Consider the following 12,885-nt stretch of genomic DNA (forward strand, 5'->3'; position numbering starts at 1 on the left):
CTCCCGTAGGAGTTTGGGCCGTGTCTCAGTCCCAATGTGGCTGATCATCCTCTCAAATCAGCTATGGATCGTAGCCTTGGTAGGCCCTTACCCCACCAACTAGCTAATCCAACGCAGGCTCATCCATCTGCGACAGCCCAAAAGCCACCTTTAATCCACAGATACTATGCGGTATTAACAGTCGTTTCCAACTGGTATCCCCCTCAGATGGGCAGATTCCTACGCGTTACTCACCCGTCCGCCACTCGTCAGCAACTAGCAAGCTAGTCCTGTACCGTTCGACTTGCATGTGTTAAGCATGCCACCAGCGTTCAATCTGAGCCAGGATCAAACTCTTCAGTTTAAATCAAATTCTGACTCTAACTACTGATACTCAAATTCTTTAACAAAGTGTTTGTATATAATATATCTCTTAAATATCATCAGAAACTTTCGCCTCTCAACCGCTAACATCACCCGTCCGCCAGTGAAGACATATAATACACATCACCTCACTACAACGCAAGTCATTTTTCAAAATTTTTTAACTTTTTCACTTCTTTTTTTTACAACAAACATCTCAATCACCTAAATATAAATAAAAAATTAATACTCAATATAAAAATATAAGTATAAAATTAAATATTTAGCTGACTTCATCCATAAATGTCTATATAGCTTGTCATTTAAACTATTCGGAGCTACAATAAATATAAGTAAAAGTAGTTTTTATATGAAATTTTTAGGCATTGAGGATTTTTTAAAAATGATGAAAGTACTAGCTAACATATCGAAATTAAATATATATAATTTAGTATATAAACTAGCTTCTGAAATTAAAACTAGTGAAAATAACCAGTCTCTAGCAGAAATGGCTGGACAGATTAATGATTACCTTGCAAGTACTAATTGTAAGGATTTTAAACTATTGAATACTCAGTTATTAAATACAAAAGCATTATATAACAGCGGTGTATTATTGGAATTAGACTATAAAAAATACCAAAAATTCTACGAGATCACCAAATTAAAACAAAATATAGATGATTATATATCATGCTTCTCTAATAGCCATAAAGACAAATTAAAACTTAGTTTTGCTCTTGATGAAATTAAGAAATCGTGTTCAAATGAAACTATCCTGGAGTTACCATCTTAATATATCAGAAAGTTAGACATACTCATGAATATTCTTAACAATGTAATACAAAGATCTCATGAGCTAGACAAAAAAATATTAAAACAATTCAACAAATTAGAAAACATTCTTACTAAAACAATCGCCTATAACCCTTTACTTCAAAAACAAGAGTTAACGATAAGTATAAAACCATTAGACTCAAATTTTAAACCTCAAGATTTAAATTTTGTTTCATCAAAAAACAAACAATCATTTAAAGAAAAATCTCTTAAACTAAATAACTTACATATAAAATGCTTAGAAATTCAAAATTATATATGGCTTAGAAGGAAACTTAACTTTTCAACTAGCATATACTAATAATCACAAAGATTTTGATTTCTTATTAATTCCAAATCAGCCTTTATTAATCGATATTAAAATAGACGACACTTTTAATTTCTTTAAAAAAGATTCAAAAAAAGATCATCATACGCGATCCACTCGTTATGTAGCAATAGCCTTAACCCCTGACAAAGTTAATATTCAAGAAAATTATCAATATGAGTATATATTCATACTCTAAGAATTTTTCATCAGGAATTAAAGAATTCAGATTAAACTTTTATGATCCTCTAAAATCATTATGGATGACGCATAAACCTTCATATATAGACATCAACAAGAGCTTAGATGATATATTTAAAGATAATTTCTATTTTGATAGTTTATTAACATTAGATACCAATAAAAGTAATAAACTAAAATCACGTATGCCCCAAGTGTTTATATCCACTCTAAACAGAAGCTTTTATGATTTTTTTATCGAGCAACTAAAGTGTAACAAATGTTTCTTAAAATACTTCTGTGATAAAAAAACTGGCAAATTAACTTATTATGTTACCGATGAGATTGATGCTTCACTACAAAAAAATATTGCTAACTCAGATGAAGATTTAAAAACCAAATTATCAGCATATGATTTAAGCTGTTTGAAAAAACAAACACTAGTTTCAAAAAAACCACAACTTTTATATAAAAGAGAATAATGTTAATCCTGACATGGTTATAAGCTCATCTAGAAAAGAAGAAAATCAATTTCAGATGCTGAAATAAAAGCTTTTTCTAAAATGTACCAAGATAATATACGACCAATATCATATTATTCACAAGATCCTGATAATGATAAAGAAGTAGAATTACCACAGTTTGAACTTGAGCTTATATCGAAAAATACTCTACCGTTTATTGATAGTGATATCTCTCTAGTGAAGTTAAAAAATGATGGTGATTATCTATTAGGTTCAAGTGATACAAATAATTTTTCATTATTAGAAAAACTTTGTCATTTAAAAGAACCAAATATACTACTAAAGAGCTATATGAAAACATATCTAATTTTCATTATTAAAGTGATTCAGAGTCTGATGTATATGAAAAAATATCATACAGTAAATACCCAAGCCTTACTCATAGAAATACTATAAAATATATTATAAAAGATTATAAGCAACTAAACCTAGAATATCCTACTTACATTAAATTCAATAGTTTTTATATTACTGGTAAAATAACAATTGGAGAAAATGTAAATAAAGACTCGAAAAAGGCTTATAAATTCTTTAAAAACTATAAACCAGAAGAAAGTTCTTTTGAAGAATTTCAAGAATCAAGTGAAAAAGGTTTGTCTTTAATATTAAATAGTAAAGTAGGCATTTTATATGCTATCGAAATAGTTAAAGAGATGCTCTATGCTAAGTCATCTGAGAAGCCTATTATATATCTTCCATCAAAGATAAATATAAATTCTGCCAACAACCAATTTATGCCTCTAAGAAATGAGGATATTATCATTATTGAGCTACAGTCAATTAATAAAGGCGAGATTAAAGAATTAATTTCAAATTCAGCAATCTCGACCAAAAAGGCACAAAAACAACTCCTACAAAGGCAGTTATTAGGTGCTAAAGAAAATTGTGAAATTGCTTATAGCCAAACAAGTGATGGTGAGACTTTCTCATTAACGCAACTAAATAGTACTAGTGAGAACTCTTTTTTATTAAATGATAAAAAAGAATTTTTTAAGATATAAATCAAAAGGAAATTAGAATATGAGTTTTATAAAAAATCACCAAATAATAGTAATTTCTATAGTAATAATAACTCTCATTTTATTAGTTTTCAGTGCTTTTATTATAAAAAAATGGCGCAACTTATCCAAATCATCAAATAAGAAATCTTTATCGGATATCATAAAACAAGCTAAAGCACTAATTAAAAGTCATAAAATAAAAAATAAATTAAGTGAGCTATATATATTCTATGGAGATTTCCGCAGCAAGAGATTATATAATTAAATTAAAGTCCGAATCTAAAGTTATTGATAATAATGAATTACCATTAATAGCTATTGATAGTAATAATACTTCAGTAATATTTGCTAACGATAATACTAAAAGCCTAAAAAAACTTAAGAAAAAACTCGATCTTCATTTTTATAAGTTAAACTTCTGTTTTGATATAGCAAGTCCTCATTTTTATGAAGATAATAAAGTTATGGAGACATACAAAGATTGAGCAAAATTAAGACTTAAAACCTTAGTAGTCTCATTTTATAGCAACTCTAACGCTGAGAATATTGAAAGCTTCAATAAATCAATTGGTAAAAATCAATATTTAAGCTTACTAAAGATGAAGATGCTAACAAGAAAGTTGATCAAATAATTTTATCTAAAATTCTTCACTCAAAAGATAGTGTCAGCAATAAATATTTCAATATTAGAACCCTCAACCAAATTAGAAAATGCTTAAAGGTAATTTATCCTGAGTTTAGTAATATCGATAAAGAAATATTTTTTAACTTTAGCATAAATAAGCCTGATAATATAACAGCAAAAACAGAAGCTATCTTTTTTAGCACTTCTCCCAAAGGAATCACTATAAATTTCATCTCATTATTATTTAGCTTAATATTTATAATAAATATTTTCCAACAAATCGATTTAAAACAAAAATCTCACTTAAAAATCTAAAAGAGCTACCTAATAATAGTACCGATGAAATACTTCAAGAGTTTAAAAACAAAATTAATGATGCATTATTATTAGAAGGTATTTATCCTAAAATATAAAATATCATTATATCTATGAACAATATGCTAGTGACCTTTTAAAGAATGCAATCTTACCAAAATATAGTCGAACTGACGATCTACTACTAGTGACATCATTCTTGATATTTTTTTGAGTATATGAATAATAATTACGCAGTCCCTGAATTAGATAATATGCTCAAAGTAATAAGTAGTCTAACAAATTTATCTGAAAGCCAGCTTGAAATAGTATTGAAATACACCAGTTCGAGTGTAAAGACAGAAACTATGCAACTAGTTCTCAATATGGCTAATAGACTCTATAATAACCATCTTATCATAGTAGGAGCTGATTCTGAGGGTCATTTAAGTACTCAAGGATTTAACGCAGAATACTTAGGAATATCTAACATACAAAGAGTAAAAATAATAAACGATATTTATACAAAATACTTATATAGATGTACTATTGATAACGTAATACATACTTTAAAACATAACTATATAATCCCTATCGAGATAAATAAAATTTTCTCATTGTATGAAGACCAAATTGGTATTTTGTCAAAAAAACTATGTAATTCTTCATATATTAAATCGCTTACAAAGCCTGTTTCATTAATATTTAATCAAAAGAGACAAGTAAAAAATTTGAGAGTTTCAGTGATATGCTAGATCATATAACTTACTTAATAAAATTTCTTGAGAAAAATACTGAAGGAGTATATAATAAAAATAAGGAGCAATCTCAATCAATAACAATCTCTCTAATAAACTATGTTTTAAATAGCATTATTAACTCTACATACAACAACAAAGAATTACCTTTGACAAATCCAGTGAGTAAAAAACTTTATATGGAATTTGCTCCTAATTTCTACAGTAAAAGAATCCTAATATCGCCGATATATTCAAAAAAATATATAAAAGATAATATAGATCCTATCAATAACAAGTTTGATAGACTTATTGAAAATCTAAAAAATAATTACAATATAGAACCTAACTTTATGATAGCAATTTATAAAAGTTCCATAAACAATTATAATTCTAAATATATTCAAGCTTATACTCAGATGATTAATGAACTTAACAGCGATCCTGAATTTAATAAAAATATAACAAGTAAAAATTCTCTTAATTTATATCTATTAGTAATGTCATCAAAAGACTCTTCTTTCAATAGTTTGATTGACTTTTATGCTGCAAATACTAATCTAATAAATGAAGAAGTAGATAATAAATTAAATAAAATAACCAAGAGTCAACAGTTTTATAAAAAGATGGCTAACAGTATAGTTAAACAAGATAATAAACAACAATATGATGTTTCCTTATGGTCACCTATAGGATAACTATTTCAAAGAAAATAATGACTATCTTGAGTCAAAAAGCTATACAGAATACAAAAATATCTTTAAGGAGCTTAATAACCTAATAAGGGAACAAGGCTATACAAATACTTATAAAGATATAAAACAAGGCTTCAAACCTTTACAAAAAGTCTACTCTGACTTATCGGCAATAAATGATCCAAATAATAATAACTTATATATTCTACTTAAGAAGCACCTTGATGTTGCTATTGATGCTATAAGAACAATTACAATACAAGATGCAATAACTAATCTTGAAAATACTGTTAACCTCGAATACGAACTAATAAATAGTCAATTCCCTTTTAACAAAAATAGTGATAAAGTCGTTTCACATACACTAATAACAAAAGACTTTGATAATAACGGTTATATATACTCTAACTTTGTAGAATATCTGGAGCCGTTACTTACTTATAATGATACAAGTGACAAATGGGAAAGCCAAGATTTGACAACACCAGAACAACAAGATTATCTCACCAAATTTAATAAGGTATATGCTTTAAACAAGCTGCTATGGGATAATAAGAGAAACCCAAAACCTATTGAGTTTGATCTGACTCCAATTGCAAATATAAAGATAATGACTATATTTCTTTAGCATTATTTTAGATAAGGAAAACTTTGTCAATTCACTAAATATAGAATACTCAGAAAGTATGAAAATACTATACAATTAGAATTCGACTGAGTCAACAACGATAACTATAAAATTTAATGATGGAAGTACAGACCAAATAAGTTATCAAGGTAAATGGTCTATCCTAAAAGCAATCAAAGATGGCGACTGTAGCCAGGATAACATTTGCACATGGAAAATAAAACATGAGGGAAAAATATACTCTGTAAGCTTTAAAGTAGAGTCAAAAATTTTAGGAATACTAGGTTGGAAAAAGCAAGGAGGCGCTAATGTACAATAACTTTTTAAAGACTTTTTTTAATAATAGTTATAATATTAGGACTTACCAGTTGTACAAGTGATGGTCTATATATCAAAAATAATGTTCCTAAAACAAAAATAGTTCTAGAGTCTCAACCGAACAACAATATTTTCTACTCTGATACTTACCAGTCAGTTACTCAAAGAATTTATAATGATAACATCAAGGTATTCAATCTCAAAATAGGAAAAATGAGTTCACTCTAGATAAAGATAATAAAAATTATGCCGTGTACTTTATATTACCAAATAAAAAGACTGAAAATTGGAAATATTTAATAAATTCTGATAGTGCAAATGAGTTTATTGTAAATGATGATAATATAGAAAAAGATTAAAGGATATTACTATGTCAAAAGCAGACCATATTTTTAACTTAGAGAAAAAAATTATTCATAGATATTAAAGATGAATCTAAAGGCTGCTCAACAAAACTAGAATCCTCTGGTAAGATTACTACTAATGCAACTGAGTCTATAGAATCAAGTGCAGATAAACAAATCGTTGAAAATGTTAAAGACTCAAAAATCTCAATATCGGAGAAAGAAATAATCCTAGCAACAAAAAAATCAAGCATCATGCTAAGTGATGATAAAATTGTTCTAAAAATAGGCAATTCGGCAATAGTCCTTGATGATTCTAGCATTTCTATTGAATCTAATACAATTAATGTAAAAAGTTCTGCAAATACAAATATTCAAGCATCTCAGAATATTGGTATAAAAAGCTTAAATACTAGTATCAAAGCTGATGTTAGTCTTAATGCTGAAGGTGTAAATGTAAATATAAAAGGAAGTACCACAGCAAGTATAAAAGGCTCTGCAGCTACTATGGTAGGATAGTCATGAATAATATAGATAAGAGTTTTGAAACTCTAGTTATGAATATTTTTATATATTATCAGCAAGAATATCAATCCATTACTTCAAAGCTAGATAATTGTCTAAAGATTACAAAAGAGTTTATCTATAAGCCAATTTCTAAAAAAAGTGATGTTTATGATCTTACGTTTATTACTGAGGAGATAAAATATTCGACAAATTATATTCTCTCAGACAAAACTATATATTTGAGTGAGAAAATATTAGTAATACTAGAGAATATATCAAATTCAAAAAACTACGAGGAAATCAAAATTCATTTAAAGAGTTTAATAACTCTCATAGAAAAATACAAACTAACTTTAGGTCAAGATTTTTCTGAGAAAATTGAAGATATCAAAATCAAAAACATTGCTGAGCTAACAGTTAAACTATTTGATAAATTAACTGAAGAAGACATATTTATCATAAACAAAGATGAACTTGTACAAATATATAGCAAAACTATAAATAACCCTAATCAGGTTGTAATTGATCAATATACAGTTTTTTTAATCGTCTTAACGCATTCTTAAAAGAAGAACACACTATAGAAAATTTCATACCACTAAAAGAAAATCCTATTCTAAGTCTAATAAAATTAGCGTACCTCACCAAAAATGGCTCTTATAAGAAAAATAGGCTATGCAATACTGATATCTTGCTTTTAAAAGCTTTTTTCTCATCGAAACAAGATATAGAGAAGTCAGATATAGTTAATATGTATGTAGAGAAGAATAACAATATTGAAACTTTAAATAAAATTCAAACAACACAACAATCTAAAGATTTACGATCAATTATAGAGCATATAGAGCTACAAATATTTCGTCTATCTAGATTTTTTTCTGATTTTTGTATAAATGATATTTTTTCCACCTCACTATCAACAAATAGATATAGCAAGCCCTGAATCTCTAGAGCAATTAATTTACTCTTTAAAAGATCTACCAACTATTCTTTTTGATACAAATACTCTTTACAAGAAAATAAATACTAAAGATGAACCATATAAAAATCTCTTTAATAAAGATAATTATAAAAGACCCTTACAAACAATTATAGAAAATTCTCCCGCGACTTTGCTAACAAAAATAGCTAATAAATACTTTCAAATGTTACTCGAAGTAGCAACAATAATAAATATTCAATTATCAAAAATGACTTAGAACTAATCTCGCCTTTTTTAGATTTTGAGAAATATTTTAATCAACTAACTATAGAGATATCTAAAAATTCTCAGCTAGATCTGCAGATGTTGAATAAAGAAATTTCAAATATTGTCAAATCAAACTATTCATTAATAGAAGCTTATAATATACTAAAAACTAAAGAACTTGATATAATTAATAATCAAAATTTCATAAATTCAGTAGATATATGTAAACTTAACTTTTTTATAAATAAAAAAGAATTTTTGAATTTTAAAGAAATTAAAACTACAACAGCTATGAACAATGTAAATATTAACATTGACAAAAAATTAACCAAAATAAATAAAAGTATTGCTAATGCCAAATATCAAAACGCTTCATTAACCGCAAAAAATTTGACTATGCAGCTTTTATATAAAACATACTACTCATCTCCTAGATTAATAGGAATATATAACCTCCCCCAGTTTCACACAATTTTTATTTAGTGATCAAAGATGTTGCAAATACTTCAATTTTTGATAATATGAAAAATAAACAAGAAATTTACTGGAAAGTTTAGATGTTAGCTACTATAGATGACTCGTTAAAACGCTTAGAGCAAATAAAAGCTAATGATGAAAGTATTAAAAATTCGATAGATGATTTAATTTCAGAATTGAATAATATAAAAACTCTGCTATCCCCTACACAGCTAAATATATCAAGTAACGCATCAACTTTAGTACCTTCAATGGGAGCTCAAATTAAATGCTCTTTTAGCCTAGCTCCAGGTGCTTATCTTAGTACTAGGGTAAAGACATTGGCAGGCAACCTACCTGCTTCAAATATTACAGACTCTAAACTCGGAACGAATATACTGCCTTTTGCTGGGTGTGTAAACCCTGCTAACCCTACCATGAACCCATTTAGCTTTCCTTGGGTATGTATCCCAAATCTTTCTCCTTTTATACCTACTAACCCAACAACATTATTAGAGAATGCTCCTATAACTACGATGAATAGTAAAGCAATGTGTATGTTTGCTCCTGGAGGAATGGTTAATTTTATTAGTAGTGGACAAATAAATGTAAAAATAACTTAATAAGGTTTTTATATAGATGGTTTAAATAAAGAATTAACTACAAATGAAGCTGTTATTCTTAAAAGAACTTTTGAGCAAATAGGTAATAATATAATAAATGACTATAGTAATAGCTTATTATTTAAGTACTATAGTAGCCTTTATTATTTCCTTCCTAAGTCATGTTTATTGGAAGTAAAGGATAAAGGACACAATGGCTACTATATTTATCCCAATGAACACTTTCTCATAGAGAATAAGAGAACTAATAAAGTTTTGACTTATAGCACAAAATCAGAAAATATAGTATTACCAATCCAAGAAATTAAAACTATAAAACAAAATGAAACATCTTTAAATTTATCCATAAGTTTTTATAATCACTTTGAATATGACAATCTAACAATATGGTTAGATCCCGAATTATGCATTCAGAACCCTTTTCTTGCAACGTATATTTTTAATCAAATAATCAGTAACTCTGGTACTGCAAAAATTGAGTTTTCAAGTCATAGCTATGCTATAAGAAATATAGAAATTAAGCCTATTAACATACAGCTAAGACCTACTGAAATGTTAATTCTCAATTTACACCTACCTAATTTAATGTATGGATTTAATATAAAGATTAAAGACTTGTTCAAATATAAAAACGATGACTTTAAGAAAATAGATTTATTCTTAAAAGTTATGATTGATAATTATCCTGAAGAAAAAGTAAATTCCTTATTCAAAGCAAATTTAATTCCGGTATTTAATAGTTTCAATGATTATTCTAATTCAACTACTGCTCTGATTAACTTTTCTAATATTAAGCTTACACATTATCAAAAAGATGATGCTCAGGCCATTGAAGTACTATCAGTTTATGAAAATAACAAACAATGTGCTTTTGATAGTTTTCTTTTCTCAGGACTAAATGAGTACTACTTTAATCGTAATACACAATCTCTAAATTATAATGTAGCCTTTCCGCAACTCAACAACAAAATAGTAGAAACAAAAGTTCATACATACGCAACCTGGACACAAATAACTGAAATTTCTGATATAATTGAAATTAGTTCAAACGCAATAACATCGATTAATTCTAATATATCACCAGTGATTATAAATAATGCAATACATAATTATAATCATAATTCTATGTTTAATATGGTAGATATGATTATTTCTAAGAATATATATTCAAAAACAACTTTTCTAGCTATAGCAAAGCTTTTAAAGGTCGATACTAATAATATATCATTCTTATCAAAATTGTTACAAAATGTAGAAGTGAATCTTATTACAAATGAACTAATTTTAACTACAACTGATAAATATAACAAAAAACACAAACATTTTTTATATTTTTTTGTAAATATTATATGCAAATTTATAAGTCAAAACACTTTTTGTTTTATTAAAAAAATAGTTTTGAATGACTCTAGATAAAGGATTATAAAATGGCAAGTTTTTTAGAAATAGAAATTATTCTAAATATAATAAAAGATACCAGCGAAATTACTAAAGAGCATAATGTTGACAATGAGCAAATAGCTTATTATCGAAATAATATAAGAAAAAATATTTTCTTTCTTCAAGAAGAGCTTTTAGAAAAATATATGAGACTATATGTAAGTATGTAGTTTTCCCGATACTTGCATACGTTGATGAGAAACTAATGTTACTTAGAGAACAATCAGGAAGTAGTATTTCTTAGAGTTTACTACAATTAGAGTATTATGATAGAAAAAATGGTGGCGAATATGTATTCGAAATAATAGATAATCTTTTATCTGATAATATCTATCCTCAAATTTGCTATCAAACAATGTCTATTATTTTACATAATGACTTCTATGGTAAATACTATGAAAATATATACAATCACAGCTATCTTACTTACAAGAAAGAAGTAGATAAATATTTAGATCAACTTTCTGAAAAAGATTCAAGCAATTTTATTGATATTTCCGTTAATACTAGTCCACCATTGCGAAGATATCGTAAAATTATAAAAATGTTATTAATAATTAGTGTTCCAGTAGGTTTATTCTCTGTAAGTTTATTGATTTTCTTAAGTTGGTAACAAAAGGAGATACTCATGAGCGAACTCATGTCTATATTGCAAAATATCGAGTTAATAACATTAAATAAAATAAATCTTATCAGCAATATGCAAATTCAAGCAAAATATGAAAATGCTGAATATAAATCTTTTATTAAAAAAATACTAGGTATTATTAATGACACAAAAAAATATCGATATATACAATTTATTTTTAGCATTAAACTCAGAAATATGTCTTAGCTTAGCTGAAATTGAAAAGATACCGGAAATTATTAGCTCATATTACTCTTTTTTAAGTACGAAATTTACAGAAATAAGTCCTGCAGACACAAAACAAAAAAGTGAATTATCTGAAAAAGGTATAAATAAATTTTATTTATGCTTCAAACTAACTTCGCAGAAATAAAAAACTATAATAATCTATCATCTAAAGACATACAATCAATTATAGATTTAATACAAAACATAGTAATTTTTTTGAGGAAAATCATCTAAATTATGATGTTGATACAAAACTACAATTAAACAAAACCCTTAAAAAAGTTAAAGACTCACTACTATTAGAAGAGAAAAAGTATCAAGAGATTGATATTAGCTCTAATAAAGAAGCTACAAATAAGTCTTCCTCTAGTCAGAATACTCAAGTACCCTTATCAAAAAATATTAACAGTGCTACTAAAGGTTCTTTAAAGTGGATAACGCTTATTGAGAAAATAGAAGTTTTAAAATCATTGATCGATAGTGGAAGGATATTTGAAGTGTCTATTGTCTATAATGATATCCAGAATCTATTAGCAAACTTTGATCCTAAAGAGTATTTCCCAGAAATTTTTTTCCCTTTATATCAAAAAATAGCACCATTCATTAGTAATATACATAATACTATAGATTATTATTCATCAAGTATAGAATGTAGTATAGCTGAAAAAATGTATAATATAGATTATAATAAATTCTTACATACACTTGAAAAATACCAGAAAATAATTTTCTAAACTCTTTTTCTGAGGCAAATAAAAATTACTTTTATGAAACATCTTCAGAAGTAAAAAAACTCCTACAGAAAATCATAAAATAATGACTGATATAGATGCTATTAAAGAAGAAATAGAAATAAAACAACATACTAAAAAAATCAAAACTCACTACAGAAGGTATTTCAGATCAGCTAGATGAAAATTATTTTGAAGATTTTTTTAACATGTAAAATAATATCCATATCCATATTTGGGAAATCTTAAAT

10 protein-coding genes, 1 rRNA gene and 5 pseudogenes are annotated in these 12,885 nt (G+C 26.7%); 15 read left to right on the top strand and 1 reads right to left on the bottom strand.

The features are described 5' to 3' along the window. A 16S ribosomal RNA gene (locus C9379_RS08110) occupies nt 1-343 on the bottom strand; the annotation flags it as partial. A 369-nt stretch (nt 344-712) separates the two neighbouring features. Between C9379_RS08110 and C9379_RS08115 the strand changes: the two genes are divergently transcribed. From C9379_RS08115 to C9379_RS08195, 15 genes and pseudogenes are all read left to right on the top strand, one after another. Beyond that, nucleotides 713-1,138 carry a hypothetical protein gene (locus tag C9379_RS08115; RefSeq protein WP_318263426.1) on the top strand — a complete coding sequence of 142 codons (426 nt, stop codon included), beginning with the start codon at nt 713-715 and terminating at the stop codon, nt 1,136-1,138. 24 nt (nt 1,139-1,162) lie between these two features. Beyond that, nucleotides 1,163-1,480 carry a hypothetical protein gene (locus C9379_RS08120; protein ID WP_343377584.1) on the top strand — a complete coding sequence of 106 codons (318 nt, stop codon included), beginning with the start codon at nt 1,163-1,165 and terminating at the stop codon, nt 1,478-1,480. 182 nt (nt 1,481-1,662) lie between these two features. Beyond that, nucleotides 1,663-2,148: a hypothetical protein gene (locus tag C9379_RS08125; protein ID WP_318263427.1), complete on the top strand. Its 486-nt coding sequence runs from the start codon at nt 1,663-1,665 to the stop codon at nt 2,146-2,148. 81 nt (nt 2,149-2,229) lie between these two features. After that, nucleotides 2,230-2,586 carry a hypothetical protein gene (locus C9379_RS08130; RefSeq protein WP_318263428.1) on the top strand — a complete coding sequence of 119 codons (357 nt, stop codon included), beginning with the start codon at nt 2,230-2,232 and terminating at the stop codon, nt 2,584-2,586. 197 nt (nt 2,587-2,783) lie between these two features. After that, nucleotides 2,784-3,191, top strand: a complete 408-nt coding sequence (locus tag C9379_RS08135; RefSeq protein ID WP_318263429.1) for a hypothetical protein — start codon at nt 2,784-2,786, stop codon at nt 3,189-3,191. A 19-nt stretch (nt 3,192-3,210) separates the two neighbouring features. After that, nucleotides 3,211-6,489, top strand: a pseudogene (locus tag C9379_RS08940) (hypothetical protein). Continuing rightward, nucleotides 6,479-6,847, top strand: a pseudogene (iglE, locus tag C9379_RS08155) (type VI secretion system lipoprotein IglE). Before C9379_RS08940 ends, iglE begins: the two co-directional pseudogenes overlap by 11 nt. 11 nt (nt 6,848-6,858) lie before the next feature. Further along, nucleotides 6,859-7,351: pseudogene (gene tssI, locus C9379_RS08160) on the top strand (type VI secretion system tip protein TssI/VgrG). A 2-nt stretch (nt 7,352-7,353) separates the two neighbouring features. Then, nucleotides 7,354-7,905, top strand: coding sequence for a hypothetical protein (locus C9379_RS08165; RefSeq protein ID WP_143385195.1), 552 nt, complete (start codon nt 7,354-7,356; stop codon nt 7,903-7,905). A gap of 327 nt (nt 7,906-8,232) precedes the next feature. After that, nucleotides 8,233-8,538 (top strand): hypothetical protein, encoded by a 306-nt coding sequence (locus C9379_RS08170; protein ID WP_143385196.1) that lies wholly within the window; start codon nt 8,233-8,235, stop codon nt 8,536-8,538. Between the two features lie 89 nt (nt 8,539-8,627). Next, nucleotides 8,628-9,011 (top strand): hypothetical protein, encoded by a 384-nt coding sequence (locus C9379_RS08175; RefSeq protein ID WP_143385197.1) that lies wholly within the window; start codon nt 8,628-8,630, stop codon nt 9,009-9,011. Between the two features lie 74 nt (nt 9,012-9,085). Continuing rightward, nucleotides 9,086-9,607, top strand: a complete 522-nt coding sequence (iglG, locus tag C9379_RS08180) for a type VI secretion system PAAR-like protein IglG (RefSeq protein WP_143385198.1) — start codon at nt 9,086-9,088, stop codon at nt 9,605-9,607. Nucleotides 9,608-9,619: 12 nt separating this feature from the next. After that, the gene (iglH, locus tag C9379_RS08185; RefSeq protein ID WP_143385199.1) at nt 9,620-11,023 is read left to right on the top strand and encodes a type VI secretion system baseplate subunit TssF/IglH; all 1,404 of its coding nucleotides are present in this window, start codon (nt 9,620-9,622) and stop codon (nt 11,021-11,023) included. Nucleotides 11,024-11,034: 11 nt separating this feature from the next. Next, a pseudogene (locus C9379_RS08190) lies at nt 11,035-11,660 on the top strand (DotU family type IV/VI secretion system protein). Nucleotides 11,661-11,675: 15 nt separating this feature from the next. Continuing rightward, nucleotides 11,676-12,849, top strand: a pseudogene (locus C9379_RS08195) (type VI secretion system protein IglI family protein). Nucleotides 12,850-12,885 lie beyond the last annotated feature (36 nt).

This window comes from Francisella-like endosymbiont, from assembly GCF_003069505.1.
Taxonomy (GTDB): Bacteria; Pseudomonadota; Gammaproteobacteria; order Francisellales; family Francisellaceae; genus Francisella.

Excerpts from the sequence above, each read along its gene's own strand:
- C9379_RS08115 (WP_318263426.1), top strand. The coding sequence starts at position 713 with ATGAAATTTTTAGGCATTGAGGATTTTTTAAAAATGATGAAAGTACTA.
- C9379_RS08120 (WP_343377584.1), top strand. The coding sequence starts at position 1,163 with ATGAATATTCTTAACAATGTAATACAAAGATCTCATGAGCTAGACAAA.
- C9379_RS08125 (WP_318263427.1), top strand. The coding sequence starts at position 1,663 with ATGAGTATATATTCATACTCTAAGAATTTTTCATCAGGAATTAAAGAA.
- C9379_RS08130 (WP_318263428.1), top strand. The coding sequence starts at position 2,230 with ATGTACCAAGATAATATACGACCAATATCATATTATTCACAAGATCCT.
- C9379_RS08165 (WP_143385195.1), top strand. The coding sequence starts at position 7,354 with ATGAATAATATAGATAAGAGTTTTGAAACTCTAGTTATGAATATTTTT.
- C9379_RS08170 (WP_143385196.1), top strand. The coding sequence starts at position 8,233 with ATGATATTTTTTCCACCTCACTATCAACAAATAGATATAGCAAGCCCT.
- iglG (WP_143385198.1), top strand. The coding sequence starts at position 9,086 with ATGTTAGCTACTATAGATGACTCGTTAAAACGCTTAGAGCAAATAAAA.